A 21592-nucleotide genomic window follows, 5' to 3' on the forward strand; every position below is an offset into this window, starting at 1 on the left:
GCAAAGAGAAAGTAACTCGGGTGCCGGCAGGCGTCCGAAATGCCCGCTGCATAAGCGGCCAGAGCACGCAGACGCGACAACCGAAGCACACCACTCTGGATGACCAGCTTCGCTGTTGTAAAGCGCCTCCGGCCTTCGCCGGAATGACGAAGTAGGGAGGCGTGTCGCAAGACCGAATCCTCACACCAACCCTCTCCGAGGGAGAGGGGGCCAAAGCGCACACCTCTTCCCACCCCTACCAAAGCGATCAATACTCCCCCTAACCCACTCAGCCGGCTCGCCGTCCATGACCGACCTGCTCGAAGCTCGCACCCTCGCCCCGCAACCACTGGACCACGCGCTAGCCCTCCCCGCCCGCTACTACACCGATCCGCGCATGCCCGCGCTCGATGCACAGGCCGTGTTCCGCCGCAGCTGGCAACTGGTCTGCCATCAATCGCAACTGAGTGGCGTGGGCGATCACATCGTCACCGACATCGCAGCTCTGCCGCTGCTCATAGTGCGCAGCGATGAAACAACAATCCGTGCCTTCCACAATGTCTGCCGCCATCGCGCCGGCCCGGTCGCCAGTTGCGACGGCAAAGGCGCCAAGGCCTTGCGCTGTCGTTATCACGGGTGGACCTACGGACTCGACGGCGTGCTGCGCGGCGCACCGGAAATGGGCCGCACGCCGGACTTTGAACCATCCGACATTCGCCTGCCGGAAGTGCGCGTGCAGGTATGGCAGGGACTGGTGTTTGTCGCTATCGGCCAGGCGGCGCCGTTTGCGGATCTGGTCGCGGGTATCGACGCGCGTCTCGGCGCGGAACGTTCGCTCGCCGGCTTCGAATTCCATCACCGCTCCAGCTACGACGTGGCCTGCAACTGGAAGGTGTACGTGGACAACTACCTGGAGGGTTACCACGTCCTGCACATCCATCCCGGCTTGAACAGCCTGCTCGACTATCGCAGCTACATCACCGAAACGGCCGAGTGGTATTCGTTCCAATACAGCCCGCTGGAAAGCGCGTCCGATCTCTACGGTAGCGGCGAGGCGCTCTATTACTTCCTCTATCCGAACACCATGCTCAACATCCTGCCCGGCCGCCTGCAGACCAATCGCGTGCTGCCGCTGGGTGTGGATCGTTGCCGCGTGGAATTCGACTTCTACTACGCACCCGATGCGAGCGAAGCGGGTCAGGCGCGCCGTGCGCGCGATATCGAGTTCAGCGATGAGGTGCAGGTGGAAGACATAACCATCTGCGAAGACGTGCAACGCGGCCTCGCCTCTGGCTCTTACGAAGCAGGACGACTCAACCCGCTGCGCGAAAATGCCGTGCACCATTTCCACGAGCTGCTGCGCCGCGCGTACCGCAACGCTTCCGCCAACGGACACGCATGAAGAACCCGGCCCGGTTGCTGGGCCCGTGGATGCTCACCGCCCTGGTCGTGGGCAACATGATCGGTTCGGGCGTGTTCGTGCTGCCGGCCGCACTGGCGCCTTACGGTGCGGCGAGCCTGCTCGGCTGGGGCTTCACCATGGCGGGCGCGCTACTGCTGGCGCTGGTGCATGCGTGGCTGTCGCAACGCGTGGCCAATCATGGCGGCGCCTATGCGTATGCGCGGCTTGCGTTCGGCGACGTGGTGGGTTTTGTCGCGGCGTGGAGTTACTGGACTTGCGTGTGGACGGCCAACGCAGCGATCGCGGTGGCCTTCGCCGGCAGCCTCGGCGCGATCTGGCCTGCGGCCACGGCCACGCCATTACGCAGCACGCTATGTGCGTTGGCCGTGTTGTGGTTCTGCACCGCGGTCAACGCGACCGGCGTCCGCGAAGCGGGACGCATGCAGGTGGTCACCACCACCTTGAAAGTGATCCCACTGTTGGTGTTCGGCTTGCTCGCTCTCGGCCTGGTGCACGTCAATGCATACCGCCCTTTTAATCCGAGCGGCCAGTCGCTGCTGAGTGTGACCACCGCCACCGCCTCGCTGACCTTGTGGGCCTTCCTCGGTCTCGAAGCGGCGACCGTGCCCACCGGTGTAGTGCGAGACCCGCAACGCACCGTGCCGCGCGCCACCGTCGCCGGCATGTTGATTGCCGGCATCGCCACCATGCTCGCCTGCACCGTGGTGATCGGCATGTTGCCGGCCAGTGTCCTGCAGTCATCCGCCGCACCAATGGCCGAGGCAGCCACGCAAGCCTGGGGACATGCGGCTGGCTGGGCGATCGGCCTGGTGGCCACGGTGTCGTGTCTCGGCGCCTTGAACGGCTGGGTGTTGCTGCAGGGACAGACGCCTTACGCCGCCGCGCAAGACGGCCTGTTCCCCGCCGCGTTCCGTCGTATCGATGCGCGCGGCACGCCATGGTTCGGCCTGTTGCTCAGCAGTGTGCTGGCCAGCGTGCTGATCGTCGCCAACGGCAGCAAATCGCTGGTCGCGCTGTTCACGCTGGCGATCCTGCTCTCCACCGCCGCCACGCTGCTGCCGTATGTGCTGAGCGTGCTGGCCTGGTGGCGCATCGATGCAACAGCGACTCCAGCGCGCAAGACCGTCGCGGCGCTCGCGCTCGCCTACAGCCTGTGGGCGTTGATCGGCACGGGAGCCGAAGCCTTGCTGTGGGGCACGGTGCTGCTCTTGTGCGGACTGCCGATACTCCTGTGGCAACGGCGCCAGCAGTGGCTGCGACCGGGTGCGCGTTCCTGAGCACAACGCCGCTTGCGTGATGCCCCCTGAGGCGCCACAGTGCGGCGGCCAGCCGAAGCGCTGACGCCATTCCATTGACTGCCCGGGAGTTCACGCAATGAGACGTCTCCTGCAGTACGCCCTTGCTCTGCTCGCCTTCGTCGCCTTGCCGGCGATGGCGGCCGACGGTTTCGTCACCGGCAATGTGAATCTGCGCGCCGGTCCGGATACGGAATACCCGATCATCACCGTCGTGCCGCTCGGCACCAACGTATCCATCCAGGGCTGCACGGAAGGCTTCGCCTGGTGCGACGTGATCACCATGGGCACACGCGGCTGGGTCTCCGGCGGCTACATCCAGTACACCTATCAGGACCAGCGCGTCGTGGTGCAGGACTACGGCGCACGCATCGGCATTCCGGTCGTCTCGTTCGTGATCGGCACCTACTGGGGCAACTACTACCGCGACCGTCCGTTCTATCGGCAGCGCGACTACTGGTTCCACCGCCCGATCGTGCATCGGCCACCGCGCCCGATCCATCGCCCGCCGCCGATACGTCCGCGTCCGCCGGGCTGGAGCGGTGGCCATCGTCCCAATCCCGGCCATGGCACGCGCCCGCCCAGGCCTGGCCAAGGCTCGGGTGGCGGAACGCGCCCACCGAATCCTGGCAATGGTTCGGGTGGTGGCACCCGTCCGCCGAACCCCGGCAACGGTTCGGGCGGTGGCACCCGCCCGCCCAGGCCGGGCAATGGCAATGGATCAGGCACCGGGCCTCGCCCTAAGCCGCAGACCCGTCCCGCGCCTACACAGGGCAGCGGCAACTGATTCATTCGCCGGCTCTCCCGTTACACGACAAACGCCACGGCCCACCGTGGCGTTTGTCGTTGTGTGCACTCGCCATGTCCACACATACCCGGTCAGTTTGTGCCTCGAAGCGTCCCGCCAACGGCATGTGAAATGTGATTCACATCACACACAAGCACGCAATGCATTGATTCTTTGACAAAAACAGAAAACCGATGGGTGGCACGGCTTTTGCCATTCCTTTCATGCAAGGCCCAGTTTTTCGAATCAACGCATTACACATCCGCAGCATCAGGGGCGCCGTTCGATACCACCGCGAAAACGCACCTCCCTCCGGCATCCAGGACCGGCAGGGCCGGAGACGCTCGTGCCCGATATCGCCTGCACCGAACCACGGGAACCACCCATGAGCATCCACGCACAGGATTGGCCGAAGTACACCTCGTCATGGCGGGCAACCCCCGTCGATAACGACGCGCATCGCCGCCGCTACCTGTCGGTGCGCTACAAGTTCGTGATCACGGTGCTGCTCTCGCTGGCCTGGGCGGTGTTCTCCTACAGCCTGGCGCGCCGCTGGATCCACGATCTCTCCTCAGTGGAAGGACGCGTGCTGGCCGACCTGATGATCTTCGGCATCGCCATCCTGCCCGGCTTCATGAATGCCTTCCTGGTCATCGGACTGCTCATGGATCGGCGGCCACCGCGGCGCATTTTCGCCGACAGCGACCTGCCGGGCGTCACCGTATTGGTCGCCGCCTACAACGAAGAGGAATCGATCCTCTCCACCCTCGCCAGCCTCGACCGTCAGGACTATCCCTCGCCGGTCGAAGTGATCGTGATCAACGACGGCTCCACCGACGGCACCATGGAGCGACTGCGCAGCGTGTCTTATCCGTGGCTGCACGTGATCGATCTGCGCTGCAACGGCGGCAAGGCGAATGCGCTGAACGTGGGCCTGCGTCACGCCACCTATCCGCTCACCATCACGCTGGATGCCGACTCTTATCTGTATCGTGAAGCTCTGCGCCGCCTGGTCGAACGTTTCCTGAGCGACCCGCCCGACACGGCGGCGGTGGCGGGTGCGGTGCTGGTGCGCAATTCGCGCCTCAACCTCATCACCCGCATGCAGGAGTGGGATTACTTCCACGGCATCGCAGCGGTGAAGCGCCTGCAGAGCCTGTTCCAGGGCACGCTGGTGGCGCAGGGTGCGTTCTCGCTCTATCGCACCGATGTGCTGCGCAGCGTCGGCGGCTGGCCGGAATGCGTGGGGGAAGACATCGTGCTGACCTGGGCCATCCTGCGCCAGGGCTATCGCGTGGGTTACTGCGAAGATGCGATCACCTTTACCAACGCGCCTACCACGTTCCACCAGTTCATTCGCCAGCGGCAGCGCTGGTCGCGTGGCTTGATCGAGGCGTTCAAGACACATGGCGGACTGTTGTTCCATCGCCGCATGAGCACGCTGTTCATCTGGTGGAATCTGCTCTTTCCGTACATGGACCTGGTCTACACGCTGGTGTTCATCCCCGGCCTGCTGCTCGCATGCTTCGGCATCTACTGGCTGGCCGGCCCGATGACTCTGCTGGTGCTGCCGATGGCGTTCCTGGTGAACTACCTGATGTACGTGATCCAGTCGCGCATGTTCCGTGCGCAGGGCCTCAAAGTGCGTCACAACCCACTGGGCCTGGTGGTCTATACCCTGTTCTACGGCATCGTGCTGCAACCCGGCTGCGTGATGGGCTACTTCGCCGAGTTGCTCAAGCTCCGCAAGCGCTGGGGAACGAAATGAACACCCGCTGGCCGTTACTCGCCTTACTGTTGATGCCGGCCGTGCACGCGCAGACCAACGTTGTGGCGGACGACATCCGCGCAGGACGCGCCGCACTCGCCGATAGCCGTCCCGCTCAGGCGCGCGAATGGTTCGCCGCCGCGCTGGCGCAATCCGGCAGCGCGCGCGAAGACCGCTACGCCGCCGCCATCGGCCTTGGCCAATCCGCCCTATGGCTGGGCGATTACCCCGCCGCAGCCCGTGCTTTTCGCACCGCGCGCGAAGCGGCCGGCGACGCGGGCGCGCAACAGGCGGCGGATACCGGTCTCGCCCAGGCGCTCAACGCGCAGGACTATTCACGCGCCGCCTACGCGCTGGTCGCGCCGTATGCACAGGGCCAGACCAAACCCACCGTCGAACTGCTGCGCGCCGCGCAATCGCTTGGCTGGCAGGATCGCGCCGCCGGCTATCTCGATGCCGCTACGCCGCCACCCGCACAGGGTTATCTGGGCACGCAATACCGTCTGTTGAAAGACGACCTGCGCTTCGCACTCGCGCCGCAAGTCGAAGGCGACTTCGGCTACAGCCACGACAGCGACGGCCTGGATACCTTGCATGTCGGTGCGGCCTATCGCTTTGCACCGTTCCGTCGCGGCGACTGGTCGCAACGCTGGGGCGTCGCAGCCAACACCACGCGCGTGGACGACGGCCGACAGATGCGTCATCTCGACGATCTGTCGCTGCTGGGACAACTGAGCATCGGCGACAACCACAACATCGATCTCGACCTCGGTCCCGGCCGCAGCGGCGGGTGGCACTACTGGCAAGGCACAGCGCACTGGAACTGGCAGCCGGGCGACAGCTTCGGCCTGTCCGCCGGCGCCGAGCGTGCGCCCGTGCCCACCGACATCGCCATTGAGCATCACCTGATCTACAACCTCTATAGCGTGGGTGCGAACGTACGGCCCGACGCGCGCTGGTATGTGCTGCCCACCTACTACCGGCAGAACTTCAACGACGGCAACCACCGCGACGGCGGCAGCCTGCGCGTGCTGCTGAGTCCCTACGACATCGCGGACACCCGTATGGCGATCGGCGGCGAGTTCTCTGCGCGCATCTTCCACAGCAACCAACCCAGCCACGGCGTGTATTTCAATCCCGCCAACTACCGCACTGCTCAGTTCGGACTGGTCGGCGTGTACAGCATCAATCCCGAATGGAAGCTGCGTGCCTTGGCCGCCGTCGGCCGTCAGGTCATCGATGGCGCAGGCGCCAGCGTCTACACCATCGGCGTCTCGCTCAACGGCCGCCTGCCCGGCAACGGCCGGCTGGAACTGCAACTCGGCCGCAGCTCCGCTGCCTCCGCCAGCAACGGCGGCTCCGGCTACTGGAACAACAGCGTGAACCTCGTCGTGCGCTACCCACTCTGAGGTCGGTTCGGAATCTCCGATTCTTTATCGATTTGCTCGTTCCTCTGCGCGCGAGGGTGAGCTTTTGGTGTTGGGTTGTCGCGAACACCCCCCTCAACACCTTCCGACGTAGAGCCTTTGAACAGGCTCTACATGTTCAGCGGCCACCAGCCACGCCCCAATTGCGCATAACGATCCGCCGCACGCTCAAACGGATTGCGCACACTTACGCCGCCGCACAAGGCATACAGCGGCAGAAACAACGGCCCCAGCACCATGTACTGATAGACATGCGCGCGCTCGTGGTCCGCCAGGGAAACCGGCAGCTCCCTGCATCGCCCTGCGCGATGCGCATACGTCAGGCACGGCGTATCCAGCTCATTGCCCGTGTAAAGAATCACATTCCCCAGCGTCAGCGCACCGCCACCATCTCCACGCCACGGCACATGCCGGAACACCAGCGCCAGATCGCGCGGCCGCCACTGCGGGCGCGCACCGAACGCCATGCACACCAGCCCCGCAACCAACCCCAGAAAACTGTTCGGCAACGTCCAGCAGATACCCGCCGCACGCAACAGGCGCATCAACACGGAAACCTTGCGCACGCCGCCAAGCTCGTCGCTCATCACCGGACTCCCACGCATACCCGCGCCTTGTTTCCCGTCGCCGCCAGCACCATCTGATGCGGCATCGAGCTTTCGCTGTCGGAGTCTGCCATGACCACCCCGCTGAGTGTCCCCTGCCCCCACTGCGGCGCACTCAACCGCGTCCCCGCCGAACGCCTCGGCGAACAACCCGTCTGCGGCCGTTGCAAACAACACCTGTTCCAAGGCCACCCCATCGACCTCACCGCCACCAACTTCGACACCATCGCCGGTCGCGGCGACCTGCCCGTCCTCATCGACTTCTGGGCCACCTGGTGCGGCCCCTGCCAAAGCTTCGCCCCCACCTTCACCCACGCCGCCCGCACCATGGAACCCAGACTGCGCTTCGCCAAAGTCGACACCGACGCACAACCCACACTGGCACAGCGATTCGCCATACGCAGCATCCCGACCTTGCTGTTGCTGCGCGGTGGAAAGGAAATCGCACGGCAAGCGGGGGCACTTAGCGCGGGGCAGTTGCGGCAGTTTGTTGATAGTGCTTTGCGTTGAAGAACTCCCGTGCGCAGATCAGCGCCTCCCGCAAACACCTAGCTCAGAACGCTAAGTAGCAACGCCATCCCGAGCACCCACCCCTCACCCCAACCCTCTCCCCAGAGGGGAGAGGGAGCCGTTGCTCCGAAAGGCGATGCGAAGCGAGCCCGTAACCGGGTCCCCTGTGGAGCGGTGAGGGTTGGACGATCAGGCCCCGAAGGGGGCATCGACAGGACGTCGATGCCTTTTCGACACGACAGGGACGTCGTGTCGAAAAGCCCGGCCAACCCTCACGGACCCGCAGGCGAAGCCGGAGGGCGCGCAAGAGGGGTGCCCTCTCTTTTGGTTACTTTTCTCTGGGCAAGCAGAGAAAAGTAACTCGGACCGCGGCAGCGGTTCGAAAGCCCGCCGCAGGCGGACCAGAACACTCAGACGCTAAAACCAAGCGACAACGCCACTGGATCCCTGCCTACGCAGGGATGACAACGTAGAAGCGATACAGCAAGAACCGAACTCTCTTGCAAAAAGAGAGGAAGAAAATCAGGAGCTGCAAGACAACATCGAACACCCCGCCTTCACCCTAGCCCACTCCGGCCTCCTCCCAGCAAACCGCTCCCTCCCCACCTGCTCCTCATAAGGCCTCCGCATCACATCCAGCAACTCATGGATGCCCGCGTAATCCCCCTGCTCCGCCCGATCGATCGCCTCCTGCGCCAGATAATTGCGCAGCACATAACGCGGATTCACCGCATGCATCCGCGCGCGCCGCGCCTCGGGCGAGAGCGGATCCTCGATCAGGCGTGCCGTATAGCGCGCCAGCCAACCCTCAAAATCCGCCTCCACTTTCCACACCTTCGCTTCGTCATAAAAGGCGTGGCGGAACGGATCGAGCGAAGGCGCATAGGGATCCACGTCGGAAAGCGCGCGGAAGAACAAGGTCATGTCCACCTCGCCTTCGTGCAGCAGCGTGTGCAGCGATTGCATCAGCGCGACATCTTCGTCGCGGCATTCCGCCAGGCCAAGCTTCGCCGCGGTCGCGAGCCGGTCGGCGGCGGCATAAGTCGCGGTGTAGCGATCCAGCCCGGCCTGCAAGGGCTCGACGCTGGTGAACAGCGGCGCCAGCGCGCCCGCCAGCCGGCTCAGATTCCACCAGGCCACGTTCGGCTGCTGACCGAAGCGGTAGCGGCGTCGGCCGGCGTCGGTGGTGTTGGGGGTCCAGTCGGGATCGAAGTCGTCGATCCAGCCATACGGGCCGTAGTCGATGGTGAGGCCGAGGATGGACATGTTGTCGGTGTTCATCACGCCGTGCACAAAGCCCACGCGCATCCAGTGCGCCACCATCACCGCCGTGCGTTCGCACACCTGGCCGAACCATTCGGCGTAAAGCGATTCACCCTCGCCATGCAGTTCGGGAAAGTCGCGGCGGATGGTGAAATCCACCAGCTGGCGCAGCAATGCGACATCGCCGCGCGAACCCGGCAACTCAAAATTGCCAAAGCGGATGAACGAAGGCGCTACACGGCACACGATGGCGCCGGGCTCGGCTTGCGGATGGCCGTCGTAGAACATGTCGCGCACGACCGTGTCGCCGGTCAGCACCAGGCTCAGCGCCCGCGTGGTCGGCACGCCAAGATGATGCATGGCCTCACTGCACAGAAATTCGCGGATGGACGAACGCAGCACGGCGCGGCCATCGGCACCACGCGAATACGGCGTAGGTCCGGCGCCCTTGAGCTGCAATTCCAGGCGCTGGCTTTCGTCGTTGACCAGTTCGCCCAGCGAGATCGCCCGCCCGTCGCCGAGCTGCCCCGCCCATACGCCGAACTGATGACCGCCGTAGTTGGCGGCCCAGGCCTCCATCCCCGGCAACAGCGCATTACCGCCGAACACCTGTGCAAATTCCGGCCGCGCCAGATCCGCTTCGCTCAAGCCCAGTTGCGCGGCCATTTCCGCCGACCAGGCGATCAGCTTCGGCGCGGCGACCGGCGTCGGCTCCACGAGCGAATACAGCGCGCCTTCCACCTGACGGATGCCGGCGCCCTGCACCGGGTCGCCGGGCAAGTCACGGATGAAAGCATTATCGAAACGGAGCTTGTGCATGGAACGGTGACATCCGAAAGCGCGCGGCGGCTTACCTATATCCGGCCGCTCATCGCCCTTCGCAAGGCTTACAGAATCCGGCGACACCAACCGTCAGTTGCGATGCCGGGAAAACGCAAGCGGAAGGCCCATGACCAGTGTCACACTTCACACATTTCCGCGAATTTCTGTTTACTATGGATTCACGGCTGCACAGGGGCAGCCGGGAGTAGAGACCATGCATATGCCTCTTGCCGATTCCGCCCTGGGGCGCGGAATGCAGCGGGTCGCAGGGATGCTCATCGCGAAAACGGGCCTGGACGCCAAACCCGCCAAGAACACCGAAACACACTTCCAGCTGGTTTCCTGGCGCGCCGGAGCTCGCTCCCGCCGCGAAGACGAACTGGCCCGATGCCGCGAGCAGCAGCACGAGCTCGCTTCCATCGAATCCTGAGCGTCGTCAGGCGCTGAAGATCTGCGCCACCTCGTCCGCCGACAAGGCCCGCCATTGACCGGCGGGCAGGTCGCCCAGCGTCAGTCCGCCGACCGATACCCGATGCAGCGCTTCGACGTGGTTGCCCACCGCGGCGAACATGCGTCGCACCTGGTGATAGCGGCCCTCAGTGATGGCAAGGCGCGCACGCCTCGGCTCGATCACCTCCAGCTGGGCCGGTGCCAGCGGCTCCTTCTCCGCCTCCAGCATCATGCTGCCGCTGGCGAACAGCGCGGCCTCATCGCCACGCAGATCCTGCGCCAGCACCGCCTCGTACACCTTGGTCACCTGGGCACGGGGCGAAATGATCCGGTGCAGGAGCGCACCATCGTCGGTGAACAACAGCAGACCCGACGTATCGCGGTCGAGCCGCCCTACCGTGGACAGCGCCGGATCGCGCATGCGGTAGCGCGGCGGCAGCAGGTCGTACACCACGCGGCCGGGATCCTTGCGCGAGCAAGTGGCACCAAGCGGCTTGTTCATTATCAGCGCCAGACCCATTGGTGGATCGAGCGGCTCGTCGTCGACGCGGATGTGTTCGTGCGGCACCTTGTCGTCGGCATATAGCACCTCACCGTCCGGGTCGGTGATGCGTCCTTCGCGGAACATCAGCGCCACGTCCTTGCGGCTGCCATAACCGAGATTGGCGATCAGCTTGACCAGTTTCATGCGCGCACGCCTCGAGCTTCGATCACTTTGAATCCTTCTTGCGTCACTACCGTGCGCACATCGTTGAATCGCGACGCCAGGGTCGCTTCGTAAGGCAGATGCCGGTTGGCGACCAGCCACAGGCGGCCATGCGGCAACAGCGCGTCGGCCGCGGTCTGGATAAAGGCGCGACCCAGCGCCGGCAGATCCTCACGCCCCTGATGGAACGGCGGATTGCTGACGATGGCGTCGTAGCGCTGCGGCAGACCGGTAGCGACATCGTGCCAATGCACCGCCACCGGAAGCTCGCGCCCGCAGGCGCGCTGCGCCTCCGCAAGGTTAATGCGCGCTGGCTCCAATGCGCGCGACTCCGCCTCATAGAGATCGAGCGACTCGACCTTGGGACAGCGCGCCAGCACCTGCGCGGAGAGATAACCGTAGCCCGCGCCGAGATCCGCCACGCGACCGTGCAGATCGGCCGGCAGATGCGCGGCCAGCAACGCGGAAGCCACGTCCACCCGATCCCAGGCAAACAAGCCAGGCCGGCTGGCGTAACCGGCCGGGTTGGCGCGCGGCTCATCCAGCGCCAGCCATTCGTCGAGCAGAGACGCATCGACGCGCTCATCCAGCGGCGCGCTCCAGAACACACGGCATTTGTGTTTGGACAGATGCGCCAGCGGACCGGCCAGCCGGGCCAGATCGCCCTCGCCCGACTTCGCGCCTTCCGCGTTGGGAATGCAGGCCAGCACGATGCCACCGGGTTGCGCGTGCCGCACCGCGCGCGCGAACAAGGCGCGTGCCTCGTCGCGCTGGCGCGGCGGCAATACCAGCACCAGCGCAAAGTGCTCTTGCACCGAGGGCTCGGCGACCTGCAGGCCACTGCGCAGCAAGGCATCGGCGAACGGCTTGAAGCTCTGCTCGCATACCCAGCCCGGCCGCGCCATTTCGCGCAGGCGAAAGCCATCCCGTGCGCGCAGAAACAACACGCGGCCGTCCGCCGGCAGCATCAGCGCACCGGTAGCGAATGGAACGAACAAAGCCTCCAGTGCCGTATCGGCGGAGGACAACGCGGCAGCAGTCACTCGCCGACCTTATTGAAGGGAAATCAGCACCATTTTACGCGGCTTGCGCTACTGTCGCGCCATGCGACCCGGAGGTAGTCCCGTGGGACGGCGATCTCCTGCCCTGCCCGTGGCCCTGTTCGCGCTGGCCGGCGCACTGGCCGGATGCGAATCGGGCCACCCATCGACCCATACCGCGCCTGCCGCGGCGCCGCCCGGCTTTGCCGGCGAATACATCCACAACGCCAAACATCTGCTGATCGCGCATCGCACCGACGGTTACTGGCTGCATATCGAAAGCAAGGACTCCTGCGAATTCGAAGGCCCAGCTCTGCTGATCGGCGAGCAACTGCAGGTATCGCTGCAGGACTGGAAAGCCGGCGCCCTACTCACCGTGCGCCGTGCCGCCAAGGGCAGTGTCGATGTACTGAGCGAACAGGAAGACGACCGCTTCAGCCTCAGCTACTTCTGCCATGGCGGCGAGACGCTATCGGGCAACTATCAACGGGTGCCCGCGCCCAAGGCTCCCCGCTGACGATCAGGCTTTTGCCGCTGCCGCGATCAGCGTCTCGCCACGGACAACGCCTTTCAGGGTTCGCAGCAACAGCGCAACGATCACCACCGTCGCGAAAGCCAGCAGGCCCATCGCGATGAACCGACTCGGCGGCGACGGCATCGCATCAGCGAATCGCAAGGCCGCCGCCGCGCTGGCCGCCAGCGGAAAACTCACAGCCCACCATGACAACTGGAACGGCTGCTTGCGTGCCATGACCGGTAAACGCCCCAGCACGACTGCCAGCACGAACAGCGTCAGATAGAACAGTGCGCGAGCAAACGCATCCACCTGCCCCATCACGGCGACATACGCTGAAAACCCCACTGCGAACGGCGCGACCAGAATCAGCAACGTCGGTTGCAGTACCGGCGGCAGCGATTCCTGGAACACCAGTCGCGAAAAGACCAAGGCAAATAGCGGCACTGCGAAAAACAACCCGACAGCCAGCGCGAACAACATCGATTCGTGCCATGCCGGCACACCAAGCAAAGGATAGGCAAGCGGGATATCGAGCAGCCCCACCACAGGGATGATCCAGGCCGGAGTCGCATGCACCAGTTCCTGCCGTGCACCGATCCAGCGTTGCACACTGAACCAGGCGAAAGCCGTCATCCCGAATGCACCAGTCACCCACAGCGCACGCGCCATCAACAGCCATGGCGAAGGCAGTAGCATCGGCAACAGCAGCAGGCTGATCCAGAACGTCCCAAGAAAACTGCCGGTCACCGGATGCCGCAATTCAGCCATCCATACGTCCGACTCGTGCAGGACGCGCCGCGCCTGCAACACCACCAACATGCCGAACACCAGCCAGGCCAGCATCGCAAGCGCGTCGCCTATCCAGCCGGGCGCACCCTCATGCCGTGCCGCCAGACGCCACGCCAGCGCGAGGCCGCTGAGCCCCATCACCGCACCGAACAGACTGATCGGCCAAGCCGTCACCGCCGCGCCCGAGGGGCGCGGGAAAACCGACGAGTTATCCATGGGAGAAAGGACCCGAGAGGAAAGAGCTACGTGCCCTGTAGGAGCGCACCCTGTGCGCGACCGCTCTTGCATGAGCGATGTCGATAACCCCGGTCGCGCACAGGGTGCGCTCCTACAGGCAAGCTTGATGGAGGTGAATCAGCCGGCGCTGTGCGCGCTGACGGCATCCATCACACGCGCCGAATACACCAACGCCGCACCCGCATTCAAGGCAATCGCCACGCCTAGCGCCTCGGCGATCTCTTCGCGGCTGGCGCCATTCTTCAGTGCCTGTGCGGCATGCACGGTGATACAGCCATCGCAACGCGTGGTCACCGCCACAGCGAGCGCGATCAGTTCGTGTGTCTTGGCGTCGAGGTGACCGGTTTTTTGGCCGGCGTTAGACAGCGTCTGGTAGCCGGCCACGGTGTCGGGGCTCAGCTTGCCGATCTCGCCGATACGGCCCAGCAGTTCTTTGCGATAAGCAACCCAATCGAGCATGACGCATCTCCTTCAAGAGAGGCGGGCAACGTGTCCGCCGTGATGCGTAGTGTTGCTCTGTCCGGTTTTACGACGAATACTCCATCCGCTCTATTTCTAGCGCGATCGTCTCATGGATGCTTTGAGTCGCCTGATCCAGCTCGCCCGCCTGCAAGGCAGTCTCGACCTGCGCTGCCAGTTTGCCGGCGCCTTCGCGGTAGACCACGCGCCGGCGGCACCGGGCGTGGCGCTGTTCCATCTGGTACTGGACGGACATTGCACCGTCGAACCGGCCGGCGAAGCGCCACTGTCGCTGGCGGCCGGCGATCTGGTGCTGTTCCCGCGCGGCGCCGCGCACTGGGTGCGTGGCAGTAACAACGGCACGCCGCCCGCACCGATCCGGCTCGAGCACGACGGCATGCTGCCGCTGCGGCGCAATACCGACGACACCGCGGAACTCGATCTGCTGTGCGGCCGCTTTGAGTACGCACCGAACTCCGCCTCGCTACTGCTGGCTGGACTACCTGCGACCTTGCGCGTGTCGCTGCACGAGACCGGTGTAGCGGCGAGCCTGCGCGCGCTGGTTGAGCTGATGCGTACCGAAGCGAGCCAGCGCCAGGCGGGCGCACTGGCGATCGTCACCGCGCTGACCCATGCCTTGTTCGCCATGGCACTGCGCAGTTACAGCAGCGGCACCCAGCAAAGCAGCCTGCTCGCCTTGCTGGCAGAGCCGCGGCTAGGCGCCGCCGTGCAGGCGATGCTGGCCGACCCCGCGCGCGCATGGACGCTGGAGGATCTCGGCCGCGTCGCCGCGATGTCCCGCGCCAGCTTCGCGCGCCACTTCAGCGAGCGCGCCGGCATGACGCCGTGGGAATGCCTGACCCGCCTGCGCATGCAGATCGCCAGCGACCTGCTGATGCAGACACGGCGCCGTACTGGCGATATCGGGCAGGACGTGGGCTATCAGTCCGAGGCGGCGTTCGGCAAAGCCTTCCGTCAGTACAGCGGGATGACCCCGGCCCGTTTCCGCCGGTTGAACGCGGAACCTGTCGACAGTCACTAGACGACTGGTCTAATAGTCGCTAAGGTGCCGCCCCATGAACGCGACCGCCCCCACCTCCGACGTCCGCCAACACATCCTGGACGTGGCCCACCCGCTGATGCTCCGCAAGGGTTTCACCGCCGTGGGGCTGTCCGAAATACTGGCTGCGGCGCAGGTACCGAAGGGTTCGTTCTATCACTACTTCGGCTCCAAGGAAGCCTTCGGCGAGGCCATGCTCGATGCCTATTTCGCCGGCTACCTGGCACGCGTGGACGTGCTGCTGGCGGCCCCCGGCACGGCCGCGCAGGCACTGCTGCGTTTCTTCGATGACTGGCTCGACTCGCAGACCGGAGACGAGGCGCAAAGCCGCTGCCTGGCAGTGAAACTCGGCGCGGAAGTCAGCGACCTGTCGGAAAGCATGCGTATGGCACTGGCTCGCGGCACCCGCAGCGTGGCCGAGCGCCTTATGCGATGCGTCGAAGCCTGCAAGGCCGACGGCTCGCTGCCGGCCGAAACCGACGCGCCCATGCTCGCGCTGACGCTCTACCAAAGCTGGTTCGGCGCCAGCCTGCTGGCCAAGATCAGCCGCGACCGCGCGCCGCTGGATATCGCCATGGCCAGTACGCGGCAGCAGCTCGGCCTGCCGAAACACACCTGAGGCGGGACGACCGATACGTTCCCGCCTTTTTTGCACCCACCAACTAGACGACTGGTCTAATCCCGATTTCGCAGCACCCCACACCCACCCACAGGAGCAAACCGATGTCAGCAAGGGATAACGTCAATCGCCGTGTCGTACTCGCCACCCGGCCACGCGGCGTGCCGACGCCACAAGACTTCCGCCTCGACCAGACCGCTGTTCCAGCGCCGAACGAAGGCCAAGTCCTGCTGCGCACGCTGTACTTGTCGCTCGACCCGTACATGCGCAACCTGATGGATGAAGCCGGCACCAGTTACGCGCCACCGGTGCCCGTGGGTGCGCCCATCGTGGGCGGTACGGTCAGTCGCGTCGTCGCTTCCCGGCATCCGCAATTCCGCGATGGCGATCTCGTGCTCGGCAACGCCGGCTGGCAGGACTACGCGCTGTCGGACGGCAAGGATCTGATTCCCCTCGGCGAGATGGCGCGACCCTCGCTGGCCTTGAGCGGACTCGGCATGACCGCGTTTACCGCCTACGTCGGCCTGCTCGACATCGGCCAACCCAAGCCCGGCGAAACCGTGGTCGTGGCCGCCGCCACTGGCGCGGTCGGCGCCGTAGTCGGGCAGATCGCCAAGCTTAAGGGCGCGCGCGTGGTCGGCATCGCCGGTGGCGCCGACAAGTGCCGCTACGCGGTCGAAGAACTCGGCTTCGATGCCTGCCTGGACCGCCGCGATCCGCAGCTGGCCGAACATCTCGCCGCTGCCTGCCCGAACGGTATCGACGTCTATTTCGAGAACGTCGGCGGCGCCGTGTTCGACGCGGTACTGCCGCTGCTCAACAACGGCGCGCGTGTGCCGGTATGCGGCGTGATCGCCCACTACAACGAAGACGACCTGCCTGCGGGCCCGGACCGTCTGCCGAAGACCGTGACGACGCTGCTGCAGAAACGCATCCGCATGGAAGGCTTCATCATCCTCGACCACTATGGCAACCGCTTCGACGATTTCCGCCGCGACATGAGCGAGTGGATCGCCAGCGGTCGCGTGAAGCTGCGTGAGGATGTGGTCGATGGTCTTGAGAACGCACCGGACGCGTTCATTGGCCTGCTCGAAGGCCGCAACTTCGGCAAAGTCGTGGTGCGCCTTACCGACGCCTGATGGACTCTGACCGGGGAGCGGACTGCCGTTCCCCGGTCGACGCTTTACATCGAAACGTGCAAGCGCAAGCCGCTTTCGAAAGATCGCTGCAGGCCACTGAGCGGATCGGTGAACGACAGCGACTGCGCCAGCAACTGTAGCGGCTTCTCGTAATCGTCCGCGGCAAGCTCGGCGAGCTCCGGATAAAACCCGTCATTGAGGATCGGCGCGCCGAGCGCCGCCATATGCACGCGAAGCTGGTGCTTGCGTCCGGTGACCGGTTGTAGCGCATAGCACCAGTAATTGTCGAAGCGCTCGTACACATTGATGCGGCTTTCGCTGTTCGCTTCGCCCGGCGCTTCGCTCATGCGGAAGAACGGTTCGCCAGTGACGATGCGCGAGTGTCGCACCAGCGGAAAATCCATGGCCGGCAACGCCGGTGCGAGGGCGAGGTAGCGCTTCTCGATACGCCGCTCGCGAAACAACGAGTGATAAGCCGAGCGGCTCGCTTTATTGGCGGAAAACAAGACCACACCCGCAGTGGCGCGATCAATCCGGTGCAATGGCACCAGATCCGGATTACCAAGGCGCTGGATCAACCGATGCAGCAGGGTTTCCTGTACGAAACCTCCGGCCGGTGTGACCGGGAGAAAATGCGGCTTGTCAGCTACGACCAGATGCTCGTCGACATGCAGCAAGTGTTCGCGGAACGGGATGGGTGTTTCATCCGCCACTTCGCGGTAGTAGCGCACGCACAGGCCGACGCGATAAGGCGTTTGTGGGTCGAGCGCGTGGCCGTCGGCGTTGAGTACGCGGCCGCGCGCCATGCGGTCCAGCCATTGTTCGCGGGGGATGGTGGTGAAGTGGGCGCAGAGGCAGTCCAGGACGGTGGTCCAGGGGCCAGGGGGGAGATGGAGGGTGCTGGGGGCGGCGTTGGTCATTGAGGGGGATTTTAGAGCTCGCGCGAATGCTCTCTACGCAGCGTGTAATCCCTCTCCCTCCGGGAAAGGGGTTCGACCCTTGCGATATCCCGTCCTACTCGTCATTCCGGCGCAGGCCAGAAGCGCTTCACAACAGCGAAGCTGGTCATCCAGTGGCGTTATCGCTCGGTTGTCGCGTCTGCGTGCCCTGGCCGCTTATGCAGCGGGCATTTCGGACGCCTGCCGGCGCCCGAGTCACTTTCTCTTTGCTGGCCCAAAGAGAAAGTAACCAAAGAGAAATGGCCTGAAGAGCAGGTGGCGCACTTCATAGCTCCGCCTTTTCCAGTGTCAGACCTCGGGATGGATTTCTTTGCAGCGCCTCGCTTCTGCCCCCTCCCCTGCTCGCAGGGGAGGGTTGGGGAGGGGTGAGTACTTGAGATCGCATTGCTAATACAAACACGCCTCTCCCTCCACCCAATAAAGACAACATCCACATCCGCACAACATCTATCGGCGCAATGTGATGGCGCAAGCATGCGGGAGACGGTGTGATGTCGCGAAGCATGTGGGTTCTGTGGAGCGCCCTGTTTGGCCTGGCGTTGGGCGTTGCTGCGCTGGCTCAGCCTGTGCCTGAAAGAAGTTCGCCGTTTGTGGCGCGTATTGAGCTGGATGGTGCGATCGGCCCGGCGTCGGCGGAGTATTTCGACGACGCGATGCAACGCGCTACGCGCGAAGGTGCGGTGGCGGTGGTGTTGCGGCTGGATACGCCGGGCGGACTGGCGGAGTCGATGCGCCAGATCGTGAGCGGCATTCTTGCTTCGAGGTTGCCGGTGCTTGGTTATGTGGCTCCGGATGGTGCGCGTGCCGCATCCGCGGGTACATACATTCTCTACGCCTGCCACGTTGCGGCGATGGCGCCGGCGACGCATCTGGGCGCGGCGACACCGGTGAGTCTGGGTGGCAGTACGCCGATGCCATCGCCGCTGGGCGCGCCCGCGCCAGCGGGAAGTGCGGAGAAGCCTGCCGCCGGCAATGACGCCACGCACGATGCGGAGGCGAACAAGGTGCTCAACGATGCCATCGCGTATATCCGCTCGCTTGCGCAACTGCGCGGTCGCGATGCGGTGTGGGCCGAGCAGGCGGTGCGCGGTGCCGCCACACTTACGGCCGACGAAGCGGTGGCGAAACATGTGGTCGATTTTGTCGCTGCCGACGCCAGCGCACTGCTGGTGCAGGCCAGCGGCCGCAAGGTGCGGGTCGCCGGACAAGTGCAGACGCTGCAACTCACCGGTTTGCCGTTGCGCGACTACGCGCCGAACTGGCGCACACGCTTCCTCGGCATCATCACCAACCCCACCATCGCTTACGTACTCCTGCTGGCCGGCATCTACGGATTGATCCTCGAAGCCTTCCATCCCGGCGCGTGGTTGCCCGGCGTCGTCGGCGGCATCTGCCTGCTGATCGGCCTTTACGCCCTGCAATTGCTGCCGGTGAATTACGCCGGACTGGCCTTGATGGCGCTCGGCGTCGCCCTGCTGCTTACGGAAGCGCTTACGCCGACGGTCGGCGCAGTTGGCGTGGGCGGTGTGATCGCCTTCGTGCTCGGCTCGATCATGCTGTTCAACACCGGCGTACCGGGTTATGCGGTGAACCTTGGCGTGATCGCCGGCATCGCCTTCTGCGCCATCGCCCTGCTCGCCCTGATCCTGCGCCTGGTGATGCGCGCGCGCCGCACGCGTCCTTTCAGCGGCGACGAACAAGTCCTGCAAGCCACCGGCGAACTGCTGCAAGCCGTGCAGCCCGACAGCGAGAGCTGGGCGCTGGTCGGCGGCGAACGCTGGCGCGTGCATTGCGAAACCGCCCTACCCGCCGGCGCACGCGTCCGCGTGCTGCGCCGCGAAGGCCTGCAACTCTGGGTAGCCCCTCTTTAGGTGAACGTTATGGAGATTCCCATGTTCGGATTCGCTGGTGTCGTGGTGGTGCTCGCCGCCGCCCTGCTCTTCATGTCGATCAAGGTGCTGCCGGAATATCAACGCGGCGTAGTGCTTACGCTTGGCCGCTACACCGGCACCAAAGGCCCCGGCCTGGTGATCCTGGTGCCGGTCGTGCAACGCATGATGCGCGTCGACTTGCGCGTAACCGTGATGGACGTACCGCCACAGGACGTGATCTCGCGCGACAACGTCTCCGTGCGCGTCAACGCGGTGGTGTACTTCCGCGTCGTCGAACCCGACAAAGCCACCTTGAAAGTCGCCGACTTCCTGCAAGCCACCAGCCAGCTCGCCCAGACCCGCCTGCGCTCCGTCCTCGGCCAACACGAACTGGACGAAATCCTCTCCCAGCGCGACTCCATCAACCGCATCCTGCAAACCATCCTCGACGAAGCCACCGACGCCTGGGGCATCAAAGTCAGCAACGTCGAACTGAAAGACGTCGACCTCAACGAAACCATGGTCCGCGCCATCGCCCGCCAGGCCGAAGCCGAACGCGTCCGCCGCGCCAAAGTGATCCACGCCGAAGGCGAACACCAGGCCGCCGAAAAACTCCGCGACGCCGCCGCCACCCTGTCGCAACAGCCACAAGCACTACAGCTGCGCTACCTGCAAACCCTGGCCGACATGTCCAGCAGCGGCAACGCCTCCACCATCGTATTTCCGCTACCGCTGGACATGATCCGACCGTTGCTGGATGGACTGGCGAAGACACCACCGGCGGGGTGAATCACCACCAGGTAGCAGCGCTGTTCCGAGCACCCACCCCTCACCCCAACCCTCTCCCCGGAGGGGAGAGGGAGCTGTTGCTCCAAAAGGCGATGCGAAGCGAGCCCGTAACCGGGTCCCCTGTGGAGCGGTGAGGGTTGGACGATCAGGCCCCGAAGGGGGCGGCGGCATGGATGCCGACGCCTTTTCGACAGGACAAGGATGTCCTGTCGAAAAGCCCGGCCAACCCTCACGAACCCGCAGGCGAAGCCGGAGGGCGCGTAAGAGGGGTGCCCTCTCTTTTGGTTACTTTTCTCTGGGCAAGCAGAGAAAAGTAACTCGGACCGCGGCAGCGGTTCGAAAGCCCGCCGCAGGCGGACCCGGTCGCGACAACGCGAACATCGAAACGCTTCACTACTGGATCCCTGCCTACGCAGGGATGACGAAATAGGCGGGAATGTCACAAGGGCCGAACTCTCACTCCCCAAAAGGAAGCGGGGACAAAGCCCCACCTGCCCTACAATAAGCGGCTACCTCAACCAGGCGGCCCCATGGCCCTCAACGCCACCATCTACAAAGCCGAACTCCAAATCAGCGACATGGACCGGCACTACTACGCCACCCATGCCCTCACCCTCGCCCGGCACCCCTCCGAAACCGAAGAGCGCCTGATGGTGCGCCTGCTCGCTTTCGCCCTGCATGCCGACGAGCGCCTGGAATTCGGCAAGGGCCTCAGCACCGACGACGAACCCGATCTGTGGCGCAAGGCCTACACCGGCGAGATCGAGCAATGGATCGAGCTGGGCCAACCCGACGAGGCGCGCATCCGCAAAGCCTGCGGCCGCGCGCAGCAAGTGGTGGTGATCAACTACGGCGGACGCACCGCCGATATCTGGTGGGACAAGACCGGCTCCACGCTGGCGCGCCACAGCAACCTCACCGTCATCGACATTCCCGCCGCCACGGTCGAAGCGCTGCTTGAACTCACGCAGCGCGGCATGCGCCTGCAATGCCTGATCCAGGACGCGCAGCTGCAGATGATGAGCGACACCACCGCGGTGTCGATCGAACCCACGCGCCGCATGGGCAACGCCTGAAC

At 64.7% G+C, this 21592-nt stretch carries 21 protein-coding genes; 14 read left to right on the plus strand and 7 right to left on the minus strand.

Annotated features, from left to right (window positions below; all coding sequences use genetic code 11):
- Positions 1-286 precede the first annotated feature (286 nt).
- From ISS97_RS20465 to ISS97_RS20485, 5 genes are all read left to right on the plus strand, one after another.
- Entirely contained in the window at positions 287-1381 is a 1095-nt protein-coding gene (locus ISS97_RS20465) for an aromatic ring-hydroxylating oxygenase subunit alpha (RefSeq protein ID WP_379984332.1), read from the plus strand.
- The gene (locus ISS97_RS20470; RefSeq protein ID WP_379984331.1) at positions 1378-2679 is read left to right on the plus strand and encodes an amino acid permease; all 1302 of its coding nucleotides are present in this window, start codon (positions 1378-1380) and stop codon (positions 2677-2679) included. Before ISS97_RS20465 ends, ISS97_RS20470 begins: the two co-directional genes overlap by 4 nt.
- A 97-nt stretch (positions 2680-2776) precedes the next feature.
- The gene (locus ISS97_RS20475) at positions 2777-3484 is read left to right on the plus strand and encodes an SH3 domain-containing protein (RefSeq protein ID WP_379984330.1); all 708 of its coding nucleotides are present in this window, start codon (positions 2777-2779) and stop codon (positions 3482-3484) included.
- 385 nt (positions 3485-3869) lie between these two features.
- Entirely contained in the window at positions 3870-5252 is a 1383-nt protein-coding gene (locus ISS97_RS20480) for a glycosyltransferase (protein ID WP_379984329.1), read from the plus strand.
- Entirely contained in the window at positions 5249-6661 is a 1413-nt protein-coding gene (locus tag ISS97_RS20485) for a hypothetical protein (protein WP_379984328.1), read from the plus strand. The genes ISS97_RS20480 and ISS97_RS20485 overlap by 4 nt, the downstream gene beginning before the upstream one ends.
- A gap of 128 nt (positions 6662-6789) precedes the next feature.
- Here the strand turns inward: ISS97_RS20485 and ISS97_RS20490 are convergent, their stop codons facing one another.
- Positions 6790-7266, minus strand: a complete 477-nt coding sequence (locus ISS97_RS20490) for a hypothetical protein (protein ID WP_379984327.1) — start codon at positions 7264-7266, stop codon at positions 6790-6792.
- 90 nt (positions 7267-7356) lie between these two features.
- Between ISS97_RS20490 and trxC the strand changes: the two genes are divergently transcribed.
- Positions 7357-7794: a thioredoxin TrxC gene (trxC, locus tag ISS97_RS20495; RefSeq protein WP_379984326.1), complete on the plus strand. Its 438-nt coding sequence runs from the start codon at positions 7357-7359 to the stop codon at positions 7792-7794.
- Between the two features lie 522 nt (positions 7795-8316).
- Here trxC and ISS97_RS20500 read toward each other — a convergent pair.
- Positions 8317-9876: a protein adenylyltransferase SelO gene (locus ISS97_RS20500; protein ID WP_379984325.1), complete on the minus strand. Its 1560-nt coding sequence runs from the start codon at positions 9874-9876 to the stop codon at positions 8317-8319.
- A gap of 130 nt (positions 9877-10006) precedes the next feature.
- Between ISS97_RS20500 and ISS97_RS20505 the strand changes: the two genes are divergently transcribed.
- Positions 10007-10309 (plus strand): hypothetical protein, encoded by a 303-nt coding sequence (locus ISS97_RS20505; RefSeq protein WP_379984324.1) that lies wholly within the window; start codon positions 10007-10009, stop codon positions 10307-10309.
- A gap of 6 nt (positions 10310-10315) precedes the next feature.
- Here the strand turns inward: ISS97_RS20505 and ISS97_RS20510 are convergent, their stop codons facing one another.
- Together ISS97_RS20510 and ISS97_RS20515 are read right to left on the minus strand one after the other, a co-directional pair.
- Positions 10316-11017 (minus strand): pseudouridine synthase, encoded by a 702-nt coding sequence (locus tag ISS97_RS20510; RefSeq protein ID WP_379984323.1) that lies wholly within the window; start codon positions 11015-11017, stop codon positions 10316-10318.
- Positions 11014-12078, minus strand: a complete 1065-nt coding sequence (locus ISS97_RS20515) for a class I SAM-dependent methyltransferase (protein WP_379984322.1) — start codon at positions 12076-12078, stop codon at positions 11014-11016. Before ISS97_RS20515 ends, ISS97_RS20510 begins: the two co-directional genes overlap by 4 nt.
- A gap of 82 nt (positions 12079-12160) precedes the next feature.
- On the opposite strand from ISS97_RS20515, the gene ISS97_RS20520 reads away from it, so the two are divergent.
- A complete protein-coding gene (locus ISS97_RS20520; protein ID WP_379984321.1) occupies positions 12161-12592 on the plus strand; it encodes a hypothetical protein in 432 nt (143 codons plus the stop codon).
- 3 nt (positions 12593-12595) lie between these two features.
- Here the strand turns inward: ISS97_RS20520 and ISS97_RS20525 are convergent, their stop codons facing one another.
- Positions 12596-13597 (minus strand): SLAC1 anion channel family protein, encoded by a 1002-nt coding sequence (locus ISS97_RS20525; RefSeq protein WP_379984320.1) that lies wholly within the window; start codon positions 13595-13597, stop codon positions 12596-12598.
- A 138-nt stretch (positions 13598-13735) separates the two neighbouring features.
- Positions 13736-14077, minus strand: a complete 342-nt coding sequence (locus ISS97_RS20530) for a carboxymuconolactone decarboxylase family protein (RefSeq protein ID WP_379984319.1) — start codon at positions 14075-14077, stop codon at positions 13736-13738.
- Positions 14078-14189: 112 nt separating this feature from the next.
- On the opposite strand from ISS97_RS20530, the gene ISS97_RS20535 reads away from it, so the two are divergent.
- The 3 genes from ISS97_RS20535 to ISS97_RS20545 all read left to right on the plus strand — a co-directional run bounded on the left by ISS97_RS20535 (position 14190) and on the right by ISS97_RS20545 (position 16895).
- Positions 14190-15119, plus strand: a complete 930-nt coding sequence (locus ISS97_RS20535; protein WP_379984318.1) for a cupin domain-containing protein — start codon at positions 14190-14192, stop codon at positions 15117-15119.
- A gap of 34 nt (positions 15120-15153) precedes the next feature.
- On the plus strand, positions 15154-15756 hold the full coding sequence (locus ISS97_RS20540) for a TetR/AcrR family transcriptional regulator (RefSeq protein ID WP_379984317.1): 603 nt from the start codon (positions 15154-15156) through the stop codon (positions 15754-15756).
- Between the two features lie 104 nt (positions 15757-15860).
- On the plus strand, positions 15861-16895 hold the full coding sequence (locus tag ISS97_RS20545; RefSeq protein WP_379984316.1) for an NADP-dependent oxidoreductase: 1035 nt from the start codon (positions 15861-15863) through the stop codon (positions 16893-16895).
- 44 nt (positions 16896-16939) lie between these two features.
- Here ISS97_RS20545 and ISS97_RS20550 read toward each other — a convergent pair whose 3' ends face one another.
- On the minus strand, positions 16940-17815 hold the full coding sequence (locus tag ISS97_RS20550; RefSeq protein WP_379984315.1) for a pseudouridine synthase: 876 nt from the start codon (positions 17813-17815) through the stop codon (positions 16940-16942).
- Positions 17816-18345: 530 nt separating this feature from the next.
- Between ISS97_RS20550 and ISS97_RS20555 the strand changes: the two genes are divergently transcribed.
- From ISS97_RS20555 to ISS97_RS20565, 3 genes are all read left to right on the plus strand, one after another.
- Positions 18346-19725 carry an NfeD family protein gene (locus tag ISS97_RS20555; protein ID WP_379984314.1) on the plus strand — a complete coding sequence of 460 codons (1380 nt, stop codon included), beginning with the start codon at positions 18346-18348 and terminating at the stop codon, positions 19723-19725.
- Positions 19726-19746: 21 nt separating this feature from the next.
- Entirely contained in the window at positions 19747-20514 is a 768-nt protein-coding gene (locus ISS97_RS20560; protein ID WP_379984313.1) for a slipin family protein, read from the plus strand.
- A gap of 530 nt (positions 20515-21044) precedes the next feature.
- Positions 21045-21590 (plus strand): YaeQ family protein, encoded by a 546-nt coding sequence (locus ISS97_RS20565; RefSeq protein ID WP_379984312.1) that lies wholly within the window; start codon positions 21045-21047, stop codon positions 21588-21590.
- Positions 21591-21592: the final 2 nt, after the last annotated feature.

The organism is Dyella koreensis, assembly GCF_044904565.1.
GTDB classification, from domain to species: Bacteria; Pseudomonadota; Gammaproteobacteria; order Xanthomonadales; family Rhodanobacteraceae; genus Dyella_D; species Dyella_D koreensis.

What these genes read in the sequence shown, in the direction of transcription:
- ISS97_RS20465 (WP_379984332.1), top strand. Translation starts at nt 287, where the DNA reads ATGACCGACCTGCTCGAAGCTCGCACCCTCGCCCCGCAACCACTGGAC.
- ISS97_RS20470 (WP_379984331.1), top strand. Translation starts at nt 1,378, where the DNA reads ATGAAGAACCCGGCCCGGTTGCTGGGCCCGTGGATGCTCACCGCCCTG.
- ISS97_RS20475 (WP_379984330.1), top strand. Translation starts at nt 2,777, where the DNA reads ATGAGACGTCTCCTGCAGTACGCCCTTGCTCTGCTCGCCTTCGTCGCC.
- ISS97_RS20480 (WP_379984329.1), top strand. Translation starts at nt 3,870, where the DNA reads ATGAGCATCCACGCACAGGATTGGCCGAAGTACACCTCGTCATGGCGG.
- ISS97_RS20485 (WP_379984328.1), top strand. Translation starts at nt 5,249, where the DNA reads ATGAACACCCGCTGGCCGTTACTCGCCTTACTGTTGATGCCGGCCGTG.
- ISS97_RS20490 (WP_379984327.1), bottom strand. Translation starts at nt 7,266, where the DNA reads ATGAGCGACGAGCTTGGCGGCGTGCGCAAGGTTTCCGTGTTGATGCGC.
- trxC (WP_379984326.1), top strand. Translation starts at nt 7,357, where the DNA reads ATGACCACCCCGCTGAGTGTCCCCTGCCCCCACTGCGGCGCACTCAAC.
- ISS97_RS20500 (WP_379984325.1), bottom strand. Translation starts at nt 9,876, where the DNA reads ATGCACAAGCTCCGTTTCGATAATGCTTTCATCCGTGACTTGCCCGGC.
- ISS97_RS20505 (WP_379984324.1), top strand. Translation starts at nt 10,007, where the DNA reads ATGACCAGTGTCACACTTCACACATTTCCGCGAATTTCTGTTTACTAT.
- ISS97_RS20510 (WP_379984323.1), bottom strand. Translation starts at nt 11,017, where the DNA reads ATGAAACTGGTCAAGCTGATCGCCAATCTCGGTTATGGCAGCCGCAAG.
- ISS97_RS20525 (WP_379984320.1), bottom strand. Translation starts at nt 13,597, where the DNA reads ATGGATAACTCGTCGGTTTTCCCGCGCCCCTCGGGCGCGGCGGTGACG.
- ISS97_RS20530 (WP_379984319.1), bottom strand. Translation starts at nt 14,077, where the DNA reads ATGCTCGATTGGGTTGCTTATCGCAAAGAACTGCTGGGCCGTATCGGC.
- ISS97_RS20535 (WP_379984318.1), top strand. Translation starts at nt 14,190, where the DNA reads ATGGATGCTTTGAGTCGCCTGATCCAGCTCGCCCGCCTGCAAGGCAGT.
- ISS97_RS20540 (WP_379984317.1), top strand. Translation starts at nt 15,154, where the DNA reads ATGAACGCGACCGCCCCCACCTCCGACGTCCGCCAACACATCCTGGAC.
- ISS97_RS20545 (WP_379984316.1), top strand. Translation starts at nt 15,861, where the DNA reads ATGTCAGCAAGGGATAACGTCAATCGCCGTGTCGTACTCGCCACCCGG.
- ISS97_RS20550 (WP_379984315.1), bottom strand. Translation starts at nt 17,815, where the DNA reads ATGACCAACGCCGCCCCCAGCACCCTCCATCTCCCCCCTGGCCCCTGG.
- ISS97_RS20555 (WP_379984314.1), top strand. Translation starts at nt 18,346, where the DNA reads ATGTCGCGAAGCATGTGGGTTCTGTGGAGCGCCCTGTTTGGCCTGGCG.
- ISS97_RS20560 (WP_379984313.1), top strand. Translation starts at nt 19,747, where the DNA reads ATGTTCGGATTCGCTGGTGTCGTGGTGGTGCTCGCCGCCGCCCTGCTC.
- ISS97_RS20565 (WP_379984312.1), top strand. Translation starts at nt 21,045, where the DNA reads ATGGCCCTCAACGCCACCATCTACAAAGCCGAACTCCAAATCAGCGAC.